The organism is Sphingobacterium sp. UBA6645 (genome assembly GCF_002455685.1).
Classification (GTDB): Bacteria; Bacteroidota; Bacteroidia; order Sphingobacteriales; family Sphingobacteriaceae; genus Sphingobacterium; species Sphingobacterium hotanense.
On the sequence record NZ_DKLH01000022.1, the window covers coordinates 12,589 to 32,368 of the forward strand.

15 protein-coding genes are annotated in these 19,780 nt (G+C 40.7%); 10 read left to right on the forward strand and 5 right to left on the reverse strand.

Annotated features, from left to right (window positions below; genetic code table 11):
* The first annotated feature begins 31 nt into the window (after positions 1-31).
* Both argG and argC read left to right on the forward strand, forming a co-directional pair.
* A complete protein-coding gene (gene argG / locus B2400_RS03715; protein WP_149524782.1) occupies positions 32-1,219 on the forward strand; it encodes an argininosuccinate synthase in 1,188 nt (395 codons plus the stop codon).
* A 52-nt stretch (positions 1,220-1,271) separates the two neighbouring features.
* On the forward strand, positions 1,272-2,291 hold the full coding sequence (gene argC / locus B2400_RS03720) for an N-acetyl-gamma-glutamyl-phosphate reductase (protein ID WP_286652286.1): 1,020 nt from the start codon (positions 1,272-1,274) through the stop codon (positions 2,289-2,291).
* Between the two features lie 217 nt (positions 2,292-2,508).
* Here the strand turns inward: argC and B2400_RS03725 are convergent, their stop codons facing one another.
* The 3 genes from B2400_RS03725 to sucC form a co-directional block, all read right to left on the reverse strand.
* Positions 2,509-3,324: a hypothetical protein gene (locus B2400_RS03725; RefSeq protein WP_149524784.1), complete on the reverse strand. Its 816-nt coding sequence runs from the start codon at positions 3,322-3,324 to the stop codon at positions 2,509-2,511.
* 67 nt (positions 3,325-3,391) lie between these two features.
* The gene (gene hemL / locus B2400_RS03730) at positions 3,392-4,705 is read right to left on the reverse strand and encodes a glutamate-1-semialdehyde 2,1-aminomutase (protein ID WP_286652288.1); all 1,314 of its coding nucleotides are present in this window, start codon (positions 4,703-4,705) and stop codon (positions 3,392-3,394) included.
* Between the two features lie 552 nt (positions 4,706-5,257).
* Entirely contained in the window at positions 5,258-6,457 is a 1,200-nt protein-coding gene (sucC, locus tag B2400_RS03735; protein WP_149524786.1) for an ADP-forming succinate--CoA ligase subunit beta, read from the reverse strand.
* A gap of 138 nt (positions 6,458-6,595) precedes the next feature.
* Between sucC and B2400_RS03740 the strand changes: the two genes are divergently transcribed.
* The 6 genes from B2400_RS03740 (at position 6,596) to B2400_RS03765 (ending at position 12,330) form a co-directional block, all read left to right on the forward strand.
* Positions 6,596-7,246 carry an ABC transporter ATP-binding protein gene (locus B2400_RS03740; protein WP_394344163.1) on the forward strand — a complete coding sequence of 217 codons (651 nt, stop codon included), beginning with the start codon at positions 6,596-6,598 and terminating at the stop codon, positions 7,244-7,246.
* Position 7,247: 1 nt separating this feature from the next.
* A complete protein-coding gene (locus tag B2400_RS03745; RefSeq protein WP_149524788.1) occupies positions 7,248-7,715 on the forward strand; it encodes a hypothetical protein in 468 nt (155 codons plus the stop codon).
* 7 nt (positions 7,716-7,722) lie between these two features.
* Complete coding sequence (locus B2400_RS03750; RefSeq protein ID WP_149524789.1) at positions 7,723-8,286, forward strand: HAD family hydrolase; 564 nt, start codon at positions 7,723-7,725, stop codon at positions 8,284-8,286.
* The gene (locus B2400_RS03755) at positions 8,283-9,755 is read left to right on the forward strand and encodes a S41 family peptidase (RefSeq protein WP_286652289.1); all 1,473 of its coding nucleotides are present in this window, start codon (positions 8,283-8,285) and stop codon (positions 9,753-9,755) included. Before B2400_RS03750 ends, B2400_RS03755 begins: the two co-directional genes overlap by 4 nt.
* Before the next feature lie 105 nt (positions 9,756-9,860).
* A complete protein-coding gene (locus B2400_RS03760) occupies positions 9,861-11,288 on the forward strand; it encodes a S41 family peptidase (protein ID WP_286652290.1) in 1,428 nt (475 codons plus the stop codon).
* Between the two features lie 31 nt (positions 11,289-11,319).
* On the forward strand, positions 11,320-12,330 hold the full coding sequence (locus B2400_RS03765; protein WP_149524792.1) for a LacI family DNA-binding transcriptional regulator: 1,011 nt from the start codon (positions 11,320-11,322) through the stop codon (positions 12,328-12,330).
* Between the two features lies 1 nt (position 12,331).
* Here B2400_RS03765 and B2400_RS03770 read toward each other — a convergent pair whose 3' ends face one another.
* Positions 12,332-12,748 (reverse strand): OsmC family protein, encoded by a 417-nt coding sequence (locus B2400_RS03770; RefSeq protein ID WP_149524793.1) that lies wholly within the window; start codon positions 12,746-12,748, stop codon positions 12,332-12,334.
* Positions 12,749-13,189: 441 nt separating this feature from the next.
* Here B2400_RS03770 and B2400_RS03775 point away from each other — a divergent pair, with 441 nt between their 5' ends.
* Positions 13,190-14,602 carry a Gfo/Idh/MocA family protein gene (locus B2400_RS03775; protein WP_149524794.1) on the forward strand — a complete coding sequence of 471 codons (1,413 nt, stop codon included), beginning with the start codon at positions 13,190-13,192 and terminating at the stop codon, positions 14,600-14,602.
* Positions 14,603-14,939: 337 nt separating this feature from the next.
* The gene (locus tag B2400_RS03780) at positions 14,940-15,995 is read left to right on the forward strand and encodes a formylglycine-generating enzyme family protein (RefSeq protein WP_149524795.1); all 1,056 of its coding nucleotides are present in this window, start codon (positions 14,940-14,942) and stop codon (positions 15,993-15,995) included.
* A 300-nt stretch (positions 15,996-16,295) separates the two neighbouring features.
* Here B2400_RS03780 and carB read toward each other — a convergent pair whose 3' ends face one another.
* A complete protein-coding gene (gene carB / locus B2400_RS03785; protein ID WP_149524796.1) occupies positions 16,296-19,115 on the reverse strand; it encodes a carbamoyl-phosphate synthase large subunit in 2,820 nt (939 codons plus the stop codon).
* Positions 19,116-19,780 lie beyond the last annotated feature (665 nt).

A 19,780-nucleotide genomic window follows, 5' to 3' on the forward strand; every position in this document is an offset into this window, starting at 1 on the left:
TTGTAATTATCAGCATATTAATCATTATAAGATGAAAAAAGTAGTTTTAGCATTTAGTGGCGGATTAGATACCTCATTCTGTTGCATCTATCTATCTCGTGATTTGGGTTTAGAAGTTCATTCTGTTATTGTAAACACGGGTGGATTCTCTGACGAAGAGTTGCAAGCTGTTGAAAAGAGAGCTTATGAATTGGGCGTTAAATCGCATACTACCATTGATGAAACTGAAGACTACTACCGCGATACGATTAAGTATTTGATTTTTGGAAACGTGTTGAAGAATGCGACTTATCCATTGTCTGTATCTGCAGAGCGTGTTTGCCAAGCGACAGCTATTGCAAACTACTGTAAGAAAATCGGTGCTGAGTGCGTTGCGCACGGTTCTACGGGTGCTGGAAACGATCAGGTTCGTTTTGATATGATCTTCCAGACTTTAATTCCGGGGATCGAAATCATTACGCCAATTCGTGATCTAAAATTATCGCGCGAAGCGGAAATTGAGTATTTAAACAATCATGGTGTTGAGTATTCCGCAGAGAAAGCTAAATATTCAATCAATAAAGGTTTGTGGGGAACATCAGTTGGTGGTGCTGAGACTTTGACGTCAAATCAGTACTTGCCGGAGTCGGCATGGCCTACGCCTGTTACTTCTAGCGAACCTCGCCAGATTACGATCGATTTTGAAAAAGGTGAGCCTGTGGCTTTGAACGGTGAGAAGATCGGTGCAGTGAAGGTTATTCAAGAGTTACAAGCGATTGCACAGCCTTATGGTATTGGTCGCGATATTCACGTTGGAGATACGATCATCGGTATCAAAGGTCGCGTGGGATTTGAAGCTGCTGCTTCTGTAATCTTGATCAAGGCACACCATACCTTAGAAAAACATACGTTGACAAAATGGCAATTATCTTGGAAGGACCAATTAGCGGCTTTCTACGGTAATTATATGCACGAAGGCCAAATGCACGATCCGGTGATGCGCGATATGGAAGCTTTCCTAAAGAGCTCGCAGGAGACCGTGACAGGCCGTGTATTCGTTGAGCTTCACCCATACCGTTTCGTTATTATCGGAATTGAATCAGAGCATGATTTGATGTCGAACAAATTCGGTAGCTATGGCGAAATGAACGAGGGCTATACGGGCGACGATGTGAAAGGTTTCTCGAAAATCTTTGGTAACCAGACCATCATCTGGCATAAAGTGAACGGCAAAGGCTAAGAAATATAATAAGGCACAGTAGTTTACTGTGCCTTTTTTAATTGAAGATACTATGGAAAAAATTAAAGTAGGAATTGTTGGGTCTGCAGGATATACCGGTGGAGAATTGCTTCGTATCCTGATCTTCCACCCCCAAGTGGATATTGTATTTGCTAATAGTGCGTCAAACGCTGGAAACAAGCTGTCTGATGTGCATAACGATTTGTTTGGTGATACTGATTTGACATTTTCCTCTGATTTTCATTCAAATATTGATGTTTTATTTCTGTGCGTAGGGCATGGTGATGCGAAAAAGTTTTTAGATGCAAATCCTGTGGATCCTAGCGTAAAGATTATTGATCTTTCGCAAGATTATCGTCTGCGTGCGAACACGGCTTATCAAGGAAAGGACTTTGTTTATGGTCTGCCCGAATTGAACAAGGATAAGATCAAAGAAGCGCAGTATATTGCTAACCCGGGCTGTTTTGCTACGAATATACAGTTAGCCTTATTGCCGCTGGCGAGCAAAGGTTTATTGCCGGAACAAATCCATGTGAATGCAACAACAGGATCAACAGGGGCAGGGCAGAAGCCATCGGCTACGACGCATTTCTCCTGGAGAAATAATAACCTATCTGCCTATAAATCATTTGAACATCAGCACCTGCAGGAGATCTCCGAATCCTTAGACCAGCTGCAGGAGGGTTTTCTTTCTACGGGTGAGGGGTCTTTGTTGGAGCGTGCAGCGGAGAAAATCAATTTTATTCCGCAGCGGGGTGATTTTGCGAGAGGTATTTTTTCGGCAATTTATGTTGACTTTGATTTATCGGAAGCTGCCGCATATGAGCTGTATGAGTCTTTTTATGCAAATCATCCTTTTACCCATGTTTCCAAAGCGAATATAGACTTGAAACAAGTGGTCAATACCAACAAGAGCATTATCCATTTGGAGAAGCATGATAATAAGTTGCTGATTTTGAATGCTACAGATAATCTACTGAAAGGTGCGTCGGGACAGGCTGTGCAGAACATGAACCTCATGTTTGGTCTGGATGAAAGAGAAGGGCTGAGATTGAAGTCTGTTGGATTTTAGGCTAGATATTAGATATTAGATTAGACATTAGATTTTAGAACTTTCTGGGCCGAGTATTTTTTCGGAAAGAACCTATTAGAATTAGATATTCGGTTTAAAAAATGGTTCATCCTTGAAATTAAGTTAAAATAAAAAGGAACCCGCTCAGCGAGTTCCTTTTTATTTTATCCGATGTTAGGCGTCTAATGTCTAAAATCTAACATCTAATGTCTAATAATTATCTTTCTAAAAGATTTACTTTTCTTTCGACCGATACGTTGTCACCAGTGATTGCATTACCGTCTTTATCGATTAGCGTAAGTTTCACTGTTGCTTCTCCTTTAGGAAGGTTCAATACCTCGTATGGGGTCCATTGATCCAAGATAAATTCTTGACCGTTGATTGTTGCTTTTACTTTGTTTCCGTCTGCAGAAAGCGTTGTATTGTTGATGAAGAAGTCTAACAATAATACATTCGTTTCATCGCCTTTGTAATCGCCTTTCGGACGGCTATAGAACAACGAAGGTTCTGTAGGTGTCGGCTCTTCTGTAATCTTCGCATCAGCACCTACTTTAAACTTAATCAATTTCGCTGCTTCAGCAGTTTTGATAGACTCGTGGAATGAGCGCGACAAGAAAGATAGCAAGTAATGCTCCGAGTTTACAGGAACTGTAAAGGTGTGTTCTGGCTTATATAATGCAACGTATGGTGTGTTATCCAAAATAAAGTGGATATGCTGTCCGTCGTGCGAATTTGCCATGTGGTGCGTATGTTCGGTCTGCTCAGTCAGATTAAAGTTCTGTACGTCGTATTTTACGGTAATCTTAGCAGAGTCTGCGCCAGCTTTGACAGATTCTATCGAAGCGATCTTTAAAGTTGCTCCTGGGAACTCTTTAGCATGTTGAAGGGGATTAACAGCGATAGCACCTACTGAATCGGCTAATGCTGTTGTATCTTTTACTTCTCCATCTTTGTTCTTCGTGGATTTGTTATCACATGATGCAAAGAGAGCTGTCGCCGCTAACAATGCACATACTGTTTTCATCGTTCTCATATTAAATTATTTAGTCGAATTAATGTTTATTATTTACGAACAAGTGAAAGCAATAATTGTTTGCATTTTATTGAAATACAATATCCAAGGACTCTTTGATTTTCGCTAAAGTCTGCGTTAGGTCTTCCTCCGTATGCGCTGCGGAGATAAATCCGACTTCATATCCCGAAGGACCAAAGTAGACGCCACGGTTCAATAATTCGCGGTGCATTTTCTTATAGAACTCCATGGAAGCAGGGTCGATTTGATCGGCACGTTGGATTTTCTCTTGTTCGGTAAACGCGAACCAGAAGATAGAACCTATCGTGAATATCTTGATTTGATAGCCACGTTCAGCGATAAAGCTACGTAGTTCTTCAACAAAAGCTTGAGTAGTTTGCTCTAATTTCTCGTAGAAACCTGGTTGTGCTAAGATGGATAATGCGGCGATACCTGCGGCCATGGCTACGGGGTTTCCTGCCAATGTTCCTGCTTGATACACTGCGCCATCGGGTGAGATACAGCTCATCAATTCTTTTGAAGCACCATATGCTCCAACAGGCATACCACCACCTATAATCTTACCGTAGGTCAGGATGTCTGGTTGAATATCATAGTATTTTGAAGCACCTTCAAAACCTAAGCGGAAACCGGTAATAACCTCATCGAAAATTAATAGGGCACCGTTTGTTTTCGTGATTTCGCGTAGGAATTTGATGTACTCTTTGTCTTGAATTAAAAGGCCATTATTTGCTGGCACCCCTTCGATAATAACAGCAGCGATTTGATCTTTGAAATCAGCAAAAACCTTTTCTAATGCTTCTTTATCGTTCAATGCAATCACGATGGTTTCATCAGCGAACGCCTTTGGAACACCAGCCGACGAAGTTTCACCAAAAGTAACCAATCCGGATCCGGCTTTCACAAGAAGAGAGTCGGAGTGTCCATGATAACATCCTTCGAATTTTACGATTTTATCACGTTTTGTATAACCTCTAGCTAAACGAATTGCCGACATGACGGCTTCCGTTCCGGAGCTCACAAAACGTATTTTCTCGATTTTCTTATTGTTGTTTAAGATCAATTCTGCAAGTTCATTCTCCAAGGCAGTCGGCGCACCAAAGCTTAATCCTTTGCCTAGTTGATTTTGTACCGCTTCGCGGATTTCAGGGTTGTTATGACCTAAGATTAGCGGCCCCCAAGAACAACAGTAGTCGATAAATTCATTGCCATCAGCGTCCCATAAATGAGCTTTGTCGCCACGTTCGATAAATAATGGTGTACCATAAACGGATTTGAAAGCACGAACCGGAGAATTTACGCCTCCCGGGAAATATTGCTTAGCTTTTTCAAATAACTCGGCTGATTTTTCGCGTGAAATATCTGAAACAGATGTTGTCATAGTATAATGTATTTTGTTAAGTACACAAAGATACGAGTATTTAGAACTTAGCGGTTTTTATTCTGTCCTTTTTCCCTGCTTGTCATTTGTTTCCTCAGGATTTAAGCTAGTCTTTACATTCGCTAGACTTTCGTGTTATAAAATGCGCAGCATGTTACAAAAGCGAATCATCTTTATAAAAAGTGAGGTACACAATTTCGATGGATAGACTTCAAGAGGAAACATTTTATTTAATATACACTCATACAAAAAATAAAATAGGTTTACAGCATCTTATTTAATCCAATAAAGTTATTGCTTACAAATAGCTTAACTGTTTTGCCTTCCGGGAGGAACCGGCAGTAGACGTTCTTTGAAATCTTGATAATCATACTTCTGCAATGCAGGAAAGCCTCAGAGGTATGATAATTCCATTTTGGTCTTTTGCGAATAAGATACACTCCGCATATATTAATAACAAATAAAAAAGCCACCGATAAGGTGGCTTTTTCTTGAAGGTGTAGCCGACCATAGGTCTAACTACTAAGTACTAACTACTAAATACTAGTCAGTCTATTTACCTTCTTCTAATACTTTAGTTACTAATTCAGCAGCTTCTTTTAATAAGATTGCTGAGTAAACTTGTAAACCTGACGCATCGATAAGGTCTTTTGCTTCTTTAGCGTTAGTACCTTGTAAACGTACGATGATTGGCACAGGGATATTTCCGATTTCGTTGTAAGCATCAATAACACCTTGAGCAACGCGGTCACAACGAACGATACCACCGAAGATGTTGATTAAGATAGCTTTTACGTTAGGGTCTTTTAAGATGATGTTGAAACCAGCTTTAACAGTCTCTGCATTTGCAGTACCACCTACGTCTAAGAAGTTAGCAGGCTCACCACCAGCTAATTTGATGATGTCCATGGTAGCCATCGCAAGACCAGCACCATTTACCATACATCCAACGTTTCCGTCTAATTTAACGTAGTTTAAGTTTGACTCACCAGCTTCTACTTCTGTAGGATCTTCTTCCGTGATGTCGCGTAATGCAGCGATATCAGCGTGACGGTATAAAGCATTCTCATCTAAGTTTACTTTCGCGTCTACTGCTAAGATTTTGTTATCAGAAGTTTTTAATACTGGGTTGATTTCGAACATAGAAGCATCGATAGAATCGTATGCTTTGTATAGAGCAGCTACAAACTTAACCATGTCTTTGTGTGCAGCGCCTGATAATCCTAAGTTGAAAGCAATCTTACGTGCTTGGAAGCCTTGTAAGCCTACTTTAGGATCGATCTCTTCTTTGAAAATTAAGTGAGGAGTTTTTTCAGCAACCTCTTCAATGTCCATACCACCTTCTGTTGAGTACATAATGATGTTGCGACCCGTAGCACGGTCTAACAATACAGACATGTAGAATTCTTTTGTTTCACTCTCTCCAGGGTAGTAAACATCCTGAGCGATTAAAACTTTGTTAACTTTTTTACCTTCTGGACCAGTCTGCGGAGTTACTAATTGCATACCGATGATGTCAGTAGAACGTTGTAATACTTCATCATGGTTTTTTGCTAATTTCACACCACCACCTTTACCACGGCCACCCGCATGGATTTGTGCTTTTACCACAACCCAATCCGAGTTGAATTCTTCTTTCATTCTTTTCGCAGCCTCAACAGCTTGCTCTGGGGTTTCAGCAACAATACCTTCTTGTACTGCTACTCCGAAACTCTTAAGTATTTCTTTTCCTTGATATTCGTGAATGTTCATTGATAAAAAAATTTGCTGTAAAAATAGCGTATTTATTCGGAAGGGACAAGTTATTATTTTCATAAATGTCTATTTCTGGCCGAAGTTTACCAATAGCAGAAAGGGAGCTGCTAATTTTTTTACTATTTTCGCAGTATGATCTTAAAGGCCAATAATATTTTTAAATCCTATGGTGATCTTCCGATATTAAAGGGAGTCAGCGTATCGGTTAATAAAGGTGAAATTGTTTCCATTGTAGGGGCTTCCGGCGCGGGAAAAAGTACGCTTCTGCATATTATGGGGACATTGGACAAGCCCGATAAAGGCACCTTGATGATCGAGGGGGTCGATGTGTTTTCATTGAGTGAGAAGAACCTGAGTGATTTTAGAAATAAGCATATTGGTTTTGTATTCCAATTTCATCATTTGTTGCCCGAGTTTACGGCATTAGAGAATGTTTGCATTCCTGCGTTTATCGCTGGGATGGACAAGGGCCAGGCGGAGAAGAGAGGGATGGAGTTGCTGGACGTTTTGGGGGTTGCCCATCGTGCGAAACATAAGCCCTCGGCGATGTCGGGAGGGGAGCAACAACGAGTATCTGTTGCGCGCGCCTTGATAAACGATCCTACTATCGTGTTAGCCGATGAGCCTTCGGGAAATCTAGATTCGGAGAATGCGGCATCTTTACATCAGTTGTTTTTCGACTTGCGCGATAAGATGCAACAGACTTTCGTCATCGTGACGCATAATGAGGACTTGGCTCGCATTTCAGATCGTACCATCCACATGCGCGATGGTTTAATTTACTAGTATGGAGAAGATATTGATTACCTATGGCACACGTGCGTTAGCACAGCGTGTGGCCCAAATGATAAAAGAGAAGTTTGAAGTGCAGTTTGCAACTTCGGAGTCCATTCCGTCGGTGCTACAAAAGCAGTATATCCCAATTCCTAATGGAGTCAATCCTACCTTTGCTCATGAATTGTTGAAACTCTGCCTGGATAATCAGATTAACTATCTGTTGGCATTGGGATTTAAAGAGCTCGAGACCCTAGCTGAAGCGAAGTTGCTGTTCGAAGAATATGATATTCATTTGCTTGGGCCGGATTTAGAGGAGTTGAAGGAACTCTTCGTGCTTCAAAATCCCAATAAGGAGCTGGAGCTGCAGCTCGTTCATCATGGCGTAAATGTGTTGGACGGACAGAGCGTTCAGTTTACAGGCTCGGGTCTGATGGTACTTTCGGATGAAGGTGAGGAGTTTGCATTGTGTACTATTTAATCAAATCATGACAATTTCAGAATTTCCAAAAGACAAGAAGGTCTATCTGTTCGAGTTGGACGATGTTTTGTATCCTAAGCAGGATTTCTTGTTACAAGTCTATTATTTATTTGCTCAATTTTTAGAGTTTACGGAGGCTAGGCCGATCTCGGCAGAGATGACTGCGTTTATGAAAGACACGCTTTTGTCGAAAGGCGAAGAAGCGGTGTTCGCTGCGACTGCAGAACAGTTTGCTCTGAAAGAAGAGTATCGCGAAAACTTTGAGCGATTACAGGTAAATGGGCATCTTCCGCTGAAGTTGTTCTTGTTTGATGAGATCAAGAATCTTTTCAAGGAACTCTCGGCATCAGGGAAACAGATCGCCGTTCTGACCAAAGGCAACCCTGCCTTACAGTTAAATAAATTGCGACATATCGATTGGGAGGGTTATGATAAGAAACTTAAAGTTTATTTTGTAGACGAGTTAGCCTTCCGAGATATTGAACCTTTTAGTTATATTGCTTCTGAAAATAATGTAAATGTGGAAGATTTACATTTCTCAGATACCAATTTGACTAGAAAAAAACCATGAAATTCAGAATTACCCTTGTTCTCGCTCTTTTCTTAGCAGCGTTCGCATCCTGTAAGAAGGATGGACCAAATCCGGATGCCGATAAAGAAATATTACTTCGCGACTCCACCTATTATTATTCGCTTGTACTATCATTATGGACAGATAAAATCCCTGAGCCTAAGATGAAAAGTAAAGATGAGATAGATTTACGTGCTTTTACAGGAAATCTTTCCACGGCGGAGCAAGTGTTGGATAAAGTGAAGAGCTATACGACATTGGATCGATTTAGTTTTATCGACCGCGAAGGGGTGGTTGGTGAAGAGATCGGGCAAGGACTACATAAAGAGTTCGGATTGGTACCTGATTATTTCTCGCCGGACCAAACAGCCCAAAATGCGAAGCTTTATATCAAGCTTGTACAGAAGAATTCCCCTGCCGAGGCTGCAGGAATTGTTCGCGGCATGGAGGTGTTGAGCATTGACGGCAATAGTAAAATAGACTATACCACGCAAAAGAATCAGGGTTTTGCTTTGGTGAATAAGTTATTTGGCGGATCAGAAAAAATTAGTCTTCAGGTTAAAAATCCGGCAGACGGAAAGGTTTCTACCGTTAATTTGAATGCTGCTTCGTATCAGATAGATCCTATTATTGCCAATAAAGTAGTAGAGCGTGGAGGGAAGAAAGTAGGCTATTTGGCATACACTTCCTTTGTTGAGGTGCTTACAAAGACCGGTACGAATAGTTATTACAACGGACTTGTACAGGCTGTTAAGAATTTGGAATCTCAGGGGATTCAAGAACTGGTTGTCGATCTACGTTATAACGGAGGAGGATCAACCAATGCTGCAGAGCTATTGACGAACTTGCTTGCTCCAACAAAAGTTGGAACAGGCGTCATGTACAGCTACAAGATTAATGAATATTTAAAGGGTTGGGGTTGGGATAATGAAAGCAATCCGGAGGCACCTTTCAGATCCGTGAAATTCAATAAAGAAAACAGCTTAAACCTTTCAAAGATCTATTTCCTCGTAACAAAAAGTACAGCCTCAGCGAGTGAATTGCTGATGAACTCACTAATTCCGCATATGCAAGTAGAAATCATTAGCCAGAACGACGCAGGTTCCTATGGTAAACCTGTTGGTTTCTTTGGACTAGGGGTTGTTGATGATTATGCTGAACTTTACATCACATCTTTCCAAACGCTCAACAGCGATGGTAATGGCGATTACTTCAACGGCTTAAGCGGTACAAAGAAGAACTCAACAGACGATATACATCATGCCTTAGGCGATCCGGATGAGCGTATGTTTGCAGATGCTTTATATCATATCGTTAATAAAACTTACCAGTCTGCATCAGCGTCTACTAGAAGATCAAGTACTGGACAAGAGATAAGACCAAAAGCATTTGATATTCCAATGAAAAACGATGTTTCAATGAGTATGTTCAAGTTTGCTAATGACAAGAATATGCCACAAATAAAATAATTTAGCTGGGGTATTAATCTTTTTTGATATCAACTGGTCTGAATTTTGGTGAGTATGTTTACTTGTTAGAATATCTCTAAAAAACATCTACTAGCGTTAAATTGAATGAAAAAATTAATACCCCTTTTTGCATTGCTGATATTATTCGGCTGTAAAAAAGATATAACGAAGATTAGCCCTCCACCGAGGCCGGAACCTCGGAATACTTCGAGAACAGAGGAGCAAAAGCTTCGTGATAGTGTTTATTACTATTATAAAGAGCAATCTTATTGGACTGAATCCATAGGGACTTACGACCCAATCTCTAGCTTTACGGATAAATACAGTACGCCAGATGACGTGCTCAGCGCTTTAATGCAGCAAACGCCATTCCATGCCGGCTATGATGGACCGATCGATCGGTTTTCAAGAATTGAGGATATCAGTTCCGACGGCGGTTCGCGTGCGAAGCGGGCAGACTTAGCAGATGGTTATGGTATTTACCTAACATTTGCACGTGTGAGTGGCGCCGTATATCTCTATGCGTATTTTATCGAAGGCGGATCACCAGCGGAGAGCAAAGGTATGCGTAGGGGAGACCGTATCATTGAGGTGAATGGAAATACGGATATGAGCCAAAACAATACCTCTTTTATACAATCTGCGTTGGATGGTCCTAAATTAAACCTGAAAGTATTGCGCGATGGCAAGGAGGTTGTCGTTCCGGAGATGACTTATACCAGTTATGATATCAATCCCGTTACTAAAGATTCTGTACTTACAATTGGCACTAAGAAATACGGCTATTTAGCATTGTCTTCCTTCGAAGAGATGACCGATGACCGCGGTAATAGCACTGCAATGTTGAACGATCTTAATGCAGCCTTTGATAATTTTCAGAAAAACAATGTCAATGAACTGATATTAGATTTTCGAGTAAACACTGGTGGATATGTTAGCACTGCGATTTACCTAGCCAACAAGATTATCAATAGCAAAGGAGATAATCAACTGATGTTCTCATATGATGTCAATAAGAATCTAGAGAAGTATAAATCCGGAAGGGGTGCTCAATTCGACGATGAAATCTTCGATAAAAACAATAATGCTGAAGTTCAAAAGGTAGTGTTCCTAGTAACTGAATATACCGCTTCTGCGGCAGAAATTGTTATTAGCGTACTGAAGCCGTACATGGACGTCAAACTCGTTGCAGAAGAGTCCGCGACGTTCGGAAAACCAGTTGGATTCTACCGACAAGATATTATGGGTAAGATCGGTCTTTGGGCGGCATCTTTCAAAGTTGTTAATGCTTCGGGATATACCGACTATTGGGATGGTATACCTGCTGATATCAGAAACATAACGGACAATGTCACGCTAGACTTCGGAAACCCGAATGAGAATATGATTGCCGCTGCATTGAACTACCTATCTACTGGATCATTGACGACGGCTGCTCGCGAAGCGAGAGCATCTACAAGAATAGGTTCATCGTCTGCAATTCCATTAAATAGAATAAATAAATTGCGCGAAAGGGACTTAATAAAGAATTAAAAGTTCATTATTAAATTCTTAACTTTACAGCATGGCAGGAAATAAACCGACCACAATAAAAGAAATCGCACGCAAGCTTAAGATTTCACCTTCCACGGTGTCAAGAGCGTTAAATGATCATCCAAGTATCGGCTTGGTTACTACCATGCGCGTTAAAAAGATGGCAGAAGAAATGGCCTATGAGCCAAACCAAACTGCTATCTTCTTCAAACAACGTAAGACTTTTACCATTGGGGTTATATTACCCAAACTTTCTGAACCCTTCTTTTCCGAAGCTATTTCTGCCATCGAGAATGTCGCTGAAGAGAAAAAATATACCGTACTGCTAGGTCAATCGTTAGATGATGAGCAACGCGAGCTGAACATCGTTCAAACTTTCAAAAAGCATCGTGTGGATGGTATCCTTGTATCATTAGGAAAAAATACGGGCGACACAGACTTTATGGAAGTGTTAGCAAAAACCGAGATCCCTGTTGTGTTCTTCGACTGTGTACCTGATTTACCGAATGTGCACAAGGTATATAGCGACCTATCCTCAGGTATGATAGAAGCAATTAGCGCATTTATTGAGCGCGGACATAACAAGATTGCTTTGATCAATGGTCCTGAGTCTTTGTTAGCAAGTAAAGACCGTACTGCTGCCTATACCGAGGCATTAACTAAGAATGGTATTCCGTTCGACAGCAATTATATTGTGCATACCGACTTAACGGAAACTGGCAATGAGGAGGCGATGGAGAAGCTATGCTCATTAGCAGACAGACCGTCAGCTGTTGTATCCTTTAATGATTTCGTGACGCTGGACCTTATCCGCTACGCGAAGCTTCGCGGTATTGTATTAAACCAAGATATGTATTTCATTAGCTATGCGAATTATCCTTTGTGGAAATATATGGACAATCCGCCGATGGGTAGTATCGAACAATATCCCGAACAGCAAGCTCATCGCGCTGCCGAGATATTATTCGACTGTATAGATAAGAAGGAATATGTAGAAACTCCACAGGAAGTCGTATACCCTTCAAAATTAGTATTGAAGTAAATTAAGCGAGCTGAATGCTATAGGTGATATCTACGCCGCCGGCAGCTAGCATATCATGTACAGAACAATATTTCTTCACGGCTAGTTCAGCAGCTTTCTGCGCTTTAACCTCGTCGATATTGCCCTTTAGTTTAAACGTAATGTGAATCTTCGTAAAGATGTTGGGGATCTCATCGCGTCTTTGTCCTTCGACCTCTACCTGTATATCTTCAATTTCCTGACGTTGCTTTTCCAAGATGGTCGTTAAGTCGAATACACTGCAAGATCCTAGCGCGATCAACACCAATTCCATTGGTCGAACCCCTTTTCCTTCGCCTCCAATAGAATCTGGACCATCAATATTCACTTTCACTGATGAAGAGGGCGCTGTTGCTTCAAAATGTACCGCCTGGTTTTTACGTTGTAGTTCTACTTTCATTGTTTCGATAATTGTGTCTATCAAAAATAGCTAATTTCCTATTCATTTGCGTATGGCAGTAAACCTCTTTACGCATAATTGACCATGTTCAAATTAAAACTCTTAAGAGAACGCTGTGTGCTAAGTGTAGCGGCAATTTGCTGATATCTGTAGCTTAATTGCCTTTATAACAAGATTTTGACAAAAGAGCAATCGGTTGTGTAAATAGGACAAACGTTTGCATGCACAAATCATTTTTGTTTTTTCAAAATTCGTTTTATCATTGTATATGGAGTTACGCATAATACTCCTAACCAAATTATACCGTTCATTTATTTGATAGTATTTTCAATTTGACTGTTTAGTTTGTTTTAAAATAGGTGATTTTTAGGGGGATTTCGTGTCCCCCTTAATTTTGTAAACCCAAGATTTTGTAAATTAGATCTTATTTAAATATTTACCATGAATAATTCGCGTAGAGATTTCTTGAAGAAGGCTGGCCTGTTATCGAGTGTTGCGATAACTCTACCGTCTTTGCAAAACGAAGTGTTTGCTTCCCAAAACTTTAATATGTCGGGCTTTGCAGCTCCGAAAATTGATAAAGTAAAGGTCGCAATTATTGGATTAGGAATGCGTGGTCCCGGTGCTGTGGATCGTATTTCATATATTGAAGGTGCAGAGATTGTTGCATTATGTGACAGACATGCAGACCGTGTAACCAAGGCTCAAACAATCTTAACCAAAAAAGGTCTTAAAGAAGCGAAAGCTTATTCAGGTGAAGATGGTTGGAAAACCATGCTGAAGAACGAAGAGTTAGATCTAGTTTATATCTGTACACCATGGGAATACCATGCTCCAATGGCTATTGAAGCAATGAAGTCGGGTGCTCATGCAGCAACTGAAGTTCCAATTGGTTTAACAATCTCGGAGATTTGGGAAGTTGTTAAGACATCAGAAGCAACTAAGAAGCACTGTATGATGTTGGAGAACTGTTGTTATGATTTCTTCGAAATGTTGACTCTTAATATGGCTCGTCAGGGCATGTTCGGTGAATTAGTACATGCAGAAGGCGCTTATATCCACGATTTATTAGATCTTAACTTCAACAAAAACGGTTATGACAACATGTGGAGATTGCGTGAAAACATTAAGATGAATGGTAACTTATATCCGACGCACGGTATTGGTCCAATCGCTCAATGTTTGAATATCAACTGTGGTGATAAAATGAATCATCTTGTTGCTATGCAATCTAACGACTTCATGATGGCTGATAAAGCGCGTGAATTGGCAGGTAAAGACTCATTCTTCCAAGAATTTGTTGGCAAACGCTACAGAGGAAATATGGATACTACCTTGATCAAAACAGAAAAAGGTAAAACGATGATGATCCAACATGATGTTACCTCACCTCGCCCTTATTCTCGTATCCACTTATTGAGCGGTACAAAAGGATTCGCACAGAAATATCCTAAAGAGGGTATCGCATTCGGACACAGCTATATTAAGCCTGAGGAATTAAAAGCGTTATACGACCAATACACACCAGAGCTAGTGAAGTTCATCGGTGAACAAGCAAAACAAGTTGGTGGTCATGGTGGTATGGACTTTATGATGGACTGGCGTTTAATTGACTGTTTAAGAAATGGTCTTCCATTGGATCAAACAGTATATGACGGTGCATCTTGGAGTGCAGTGGTTCCTTTGAGCGTTCAGTCGGTAGCAAAAAACAGCAGAACGGTGGATATCCCTGACTTCACTAGAGGTAATTGGAAAACCAATAAACCTCATGATATGACTTTAAACGGTGGTGGTAACACTGGAATCCGTGCTAAAGTAGAATCTAAAAAAGATGTTCAGTTGAATGTTCAGTAAGAATAGATATTAGATTAAAGATATTAGACATTAGAGTAGGAATTCCTAATCATAGGTCATATAGCTTGTAGAATCTGAAAGAATATAGAGGGGTTTTCCAATTTTTTGGAAAACCCCTTTTTTTCTGAAAGTGTCTGTTTTTAGAGGCCATCAAGAATTATCATTCCGGTTGGTATTTCAATGGAAACATGAAAGTTTTTGTGCAAATACTATTTTTACTTTATGTTTGGGCTAATTCATCCCGTAAGTAAGAAATGCTACTAAATTGGTAGACTATTTCTTTCAATTCTCAAAAAGCCTACTATATTTGTATTATTACCAGCAAAAGCCTCCATCTATGCGAAAACTTATCTTTACTACCTTAATTGCTTCGGCTTCTATATTGCCAGGATTTGCTCAGCAGGCCACTGCCGTGGATTCCTCGCAGATGCTATGTCATGCTGAGGCGGTACCGTCTCGTGCGACTGCGATTATGAAAGCAAATGTTGCACAACAGGGAAAAGATACGGTCAAGATGGTATACATAAAAGGAGGAACCTTTCAGATGGGGTCTTCAAATTTCACCGATGCAAAGCCTATTCACGAAGTGACGCTGTCACCGTTCTATATGGATGAGCATGAAGTCACGAATGATCAATATGCCGCGTTTGTAAAGGCTACAGGATATATCACGGTAGCAGAACGGCCTTTAGATCCAAAAGAATTTCCGAATGTAGATCCCAAGTTACTCGTTCCGGGGTCGGCAGTGTTCAAAGCGCCAAATCAGGTGCAGGGGATGCAGAACCACCTTCAGTGGTGGGATTATGTCCCGGGGGCAAATTGGCGTCATCCTGAAGGTCCAGAAAGCACGATAGAAGGAAAAGGCGATCATCCTGTCACCCAACTAGCTTACGAAGATGCTGAAGCATATGCGAAATGGGCAGGGAAGAGATTGCCAACCGAAGCCGAATGGGAATTCGCAGCCAAAGAGGGAAGACATACGGATGAAACCTATTATTGGGGTAACGAGAAAACACCGCATGGTGAATGGATGGCCAATATATTCCAAGGAACTTTCCCAACCAACAATAGCAAGGAAGACGGCTACGAATCAACAGCTCCCGTTAAGCATTTCCCACCCAACCTTTACGGATTATATGATATGGAAGGAAACGTATGGGAGTGGTGCTCCGATTTTTATAGACCAGACTACTACGCAAACAGTCCAAAAGAAAACCCGAAAGGTCCTGCAGAATCTTATGACCCCCAAGAACCCGGCGCCGTAAAACGCGTACAGCGTGGTGGCTCTTTTCTTTGCAACGATCAATACTGCGAACGCTATAAAGCCGGCAGCCGAGGAAAAGGAGAAGTAAACTCACCAACAAATAATGTTGGTTTTAGATGTGTGAAGTAGATATTAGACATTAGATATAAGAACCTGCAGCAGTGCCGGTTTTTTTGCATTTTAAGAGGAAAGAGAGTTGTCTTTGAACCAAGAAAGGAAGGATTTTAGGATATGCAGGATCCTGTTTATCTTTTCATCTTTCCTTTTCTGGTTCAAGACAAATTTTCCTTCCTTTCCTGATTCAAGACAAATTTTCTTCTTTTCCTGGTTCAAGACAACCAACATTCTAAATCTCTCCCCTTAAAACATAAAAAAAACCTGCACTGCAGCAGGTTCTTATATCTAATGTCTAAAATCTAATATCTAAATCTACTGTGCATTTAAGAACATTGATTTTTGACTATACAATTCTCTAAAGTGAGGATCGTTCAAATCTTTGATAAAACGAATTGCTTCACCAGTTGATTTCATCTCAGGACCTAATTGTTTATCAACCTCAGGGAATTTTGAGAATGAGAATACTGGTTCTTTGATTGCGTATCCTTCTAACTTGCGAACGATGCTAAAGTCTTTCAGCTTGTTTTCACCTAACATGACTTTCGTAGCGATATTGATGTAAGGAACATCGTAAGCTTTCGCGATGAAAGGAACTGTACGTGATGCACGAGGATTCGCTTCGATTACATATACGTTCTCATCTTTGATTGCAAATTGGATGTTCAATAAACCTCTTACGTTCAATGCTTTCGCTAATTTGATTGAATACTCTTCCATCTTTTGTTGAACGCCTTCCGATAGACTGAATGGAGGCAGTACCGCCGATGAGTCTCCCGAGTGGATACCTGCAGGCTCAATATGCTCCATCATACCGATGATGTGTACATCTTCACCATCACAGATAGAATCCGACTCTGCTTCTTCCGCTCTGTCTAAGAAGTGGTCAATTAAGATCTGGTTTCCTGGAAGGCTCTTCAATAGGTTAACTACTGCTTTTTCCAAGTCCTCATCGTTGATCACAATGCTCATCCCTTGTCCACCCAACACATAGGAAGGACGTACTAAAACCGGGTAACCAACTTCGTTTGCCACTTTCAATGCTTCCTCAGCATTCGTAGCAACACCATATTTAGGATAAGGAATTTCTAACTCTTTCAATAAATCAGAGAAACGACCGCGATCTTCCGCTAAGTCCATATTCTCGAATGAAGTACCGATGATTTTCACACCTAAAGCTTCTAAGCGCTCAGCCATCTTCAATGCCGTCTGACCACCTAACTGTACGATTACACCTTCCGGTTTTTCTAGTTCGATAATCTCGCGAACATGCTCCCAGAATACAGGCTCGAAGTATAACTTATCGGCCATGTTAAAGTCGGTAGAAACCGTTTCAGGGTTACAGTTAACCATGATTGCTTCGTACCCACATTCTTTTGCAGCTAATAATCCGTGTACACATGAGTAATCGAATTCGATACCTTGACCGATGCGGTTAGGACCTGAACCCAATACGATGATTTTCTTGCGATCAGAAACGATAGATTCGTTCTCATCTTCGAAAGTCGAGTAGTAGTAAGGCGTGTGTGCAGGGAATTCTGCCGCACATGTATCAACCATTTTATAAACACGACTTATACCTAATTCTTTACGACGGTCATAAACCTCATCTTCCGTCACATTCCCCAACAACCATGAAATTTGGTAATCAGAATATCCTTTTTGTTTCAAGGTCATGAAGAAATCACGAGGGATATTGTTCAATTGGTAGCGACGTAGTTCACCCTCCAATTGTACTAATTCTTGAATCTGTACCAAGAACCACTTGTCGATAAGCGTTGCTTTACGAATAGATTCCAATGGAACACCTAGTTCGAAAGCATCTTTAATATGGAAAAGACGATCAGCACTTGGATGCTCCAAGCTGTACATGATCTCTTCTAAATTTCTAGATTGACGACCATCAGCACCTAGACCTGCACGGCCAGTTTCTAATGATTGTGCTGCTTTTTGAAGCGCTTCGATGAACGTACGGCCGATTGCCATAACCTCGCCAACAGCTTTCATCTGCAGACCTAATTCTTTATTTGCACCTTTGAATTTATCAAAGTTGAAACGAGGAACTTTCACGATTACATAGTCTAACGTCGGCTCGAAATAAGCAGAGGTAGTCTTTGTAATTTGATTTTGAAGCTCGTCTAAGTTATAACCGATAGCTAATTTCGCAGCGATTTTCGCAATGGGGTAACCTGTTGCTTTTGATGCTAATGCTGAAGAACGAGATACACGAGGGTTGATTTCGATCGCGATGATTTCTTCATTCTCGGGATTCACTGAGAACTGAACGTTACAACCTCCAGCGAAGTTACCGATCGAGCGCATCATCTTAATTGCTTGATTACGCATATCTTGGTAGCACTTATCAGAAAGCGTCATTCCTGGTGCTACTGTGATCGAGTCACCCGTGTGGATACCCATTGGGTCAAAGTTCTCAATAGTACAGATAATGATTACGTTATCGTTTGTATCACGCAACAATTCTAGCTCAAATTCTTTCCAACCTAAAACCGCTTGCTCAACCAATACTTCGTGTGTTGGCGAAGCATGAAGACCACGATTTAAAGCCGCGTCAAAATCTTCTTTCTTATGTACGAACCCACCTCCGGTTCCAGCCAATGTATAAGAAGGACGGATAACCAATGGGAAACCAATGATTTGTGCCGCTTCTTTACCTTCTAAGAAAGAGTTAGCGATTTTTGAAGTCGCAACCCCAACGCCGATGTCGATCATTAATTGACGGAATTCCTCGCGGTTTTCTGTTTTTTCAATCGCTGCAACATCAACACCGATTACTTTCACGTTGTACTTGTCCCAAATACCGCGGTTTGATGCTTCAATACACAAGTTCAAAGCTGTCTGTCCACCCATTGTAGGTAAAACAGCATCGATTTGACGCTCTTGAAGAATCTGCTCAATACTTTCGCATGTTAATGGAAGTAGGTAAACATGATCCGCTACAACATTATCAGTCATGATTGTTGCAGGGTTAGAGTTGATGATGGAAACTGAAATACCCTCTTCTTTTAAAGATAAGGCTGCTTGAGATCCTGAGTAATCAAATTCACAGGCTTGACCGATGACAATAGGTCCAGATCCAATGATTAATACCGAATTAATGGAGGTGTTTCTAGGCATTATTATTTATTTCAATTGTTAAATACAAAAACTGTTGCCGACAAAACAGACAAGGAAATGTCTGATAGAAAGAGGGAATTCCGACTGCTTTGTCGGAGTGCAAAGTTACATTTTTTATTTTAATAATGAACGAATATTTGTTGAGAATTTTACTTTATCCAGACCCTCGCTCCATAACGCCCATCTAACACAATTCTACGCAACAAAAGGGAGAATGCTTCGTGTCATACCCCTTTCAAACCCAATGAATAGTAGTTAGTATTTAGTAGTTAGTATTTAGACCTAGGGCCGCTATGGATGTGGGACATTATACTTTGTTTTGAACCATGAAAGGAAGGATATAAGGATTGTCAGGATCCTGTTCATACTTGCATCCTTTCTTTCCTGGTTCAAGACAATACCTTATAAAATAAGCTGTACCCGATCCTGTTCATCGTTGCATCCTTTCTTTCCTGGTTCAGAACAATACCCTATCAAATAAGCTGTACCCGATCCTGTTCATCTTTACATCCTTCCTTTCCAGGTTCAAGATAACACCCTATCAAATAAGCTGTACCCGATCCTGTTCATCCTTGCCTCCTTCCTTTCCTGGTTCAAGACAATACCTTATAAAATAAGGCGTACTGATCCTGTTCATCGTTGCATCCTTCCTTTCCTGGTTCAGA

Bases quoted from the DNA above. Each gene is read 5' to 3' on its own strand.
- argG (WP_149524782.1), top strand. From the start codon at position 32: ATGAAAAAAGTAGTTTTAGCATTTAGTGGCGGATTAGATACCTCATTC.
- argC (WP_286652286.1), top strand. From the start codon at position 1,272: ATGGAAAAAATTAAAGTAGGAATTGTTGGGTCTGCAGGATATACCGGT.
- B2400_RS03725 (WP_149524784.1), bottom strand. From the start codon at position 3,324: ATGAGAACGATGAAAACAGTATGTGCATTGTTAGCGGCGACAGCTCTC.
- hemL (WP_286652288.1), bottom strand. From the start codon at position 4,705: ATGACAACATCTGTTTCAGATATTTCACGCGAAAAATCAGCCGAGTTA.
- sucC (WP_149524786.1), bottom strand. From the start codon at position 6,457: ATGAACATTCACGAATATCAAGGAAAAGAAATACTTAAGAGTTTCGGA.
- B2400_RS03745 (WP_149524788.1), top strand. From the start codon at position 7,248: ATGGAGAAGATATTGATTACCTATGGCACACGTGCGTTAGCACAGCGT.
- B2400_RS03750 (WP_149524789.1), top strand. From the start codon at position 7,723: ATGACAATTTCAGAATTTCCAAAAGACAAGAAGGTCTATCTGTTCGAG.
- B2400_RS03755 (WP_286652289.1), top strand. From the start codon at position 8,283: ATGAAATTCAGAATTACCCTTGTTCTCGCTCTTTTCTTAGCAGCGTTC.
- B2400_RS03760 (WP_286652290.1), top strand. From the start codon at position 9,861: ATGAAAAAATTAATACCCCTTTTTGCATTGCTGATATTATTCGGCTGT.
- B2400_RS03765 (WP_149524792.1), top strand. From the start codon at position 11,320: ATGGCAGGAAATAAACCGACCACAATAAAAGAAATCGCACGCAAGCTT.
- B2400_RS03770 (WP_149524793.1), bottom strand. From the start codon at position 12,748: ATGAAAGTAGAACTACAACGTAAAAACCAGGCGGTACATTTTGAAGCA.
- B2400_RS03775 (WP_149524794.1), top strand. From the start codon at position 13,190: ATGAATAATTCGCGTAGAGATTTCTTGAAGAAGGCTGGCCTGTTATCG.
- B2400_RS03780 (WP_149524795.1), top strand. From the start codon at position 14,940: ATGCGAAAACTTATCTTTACTACCTTAATTGCTTCGGCTTCTATATTG.
- carB (WP_149524796.1), bottom strand. From the start codon at position 19,115: ATGCCTAGAAACACCTCCATTAATTCGGTATTAATCATTGGATCTGGA.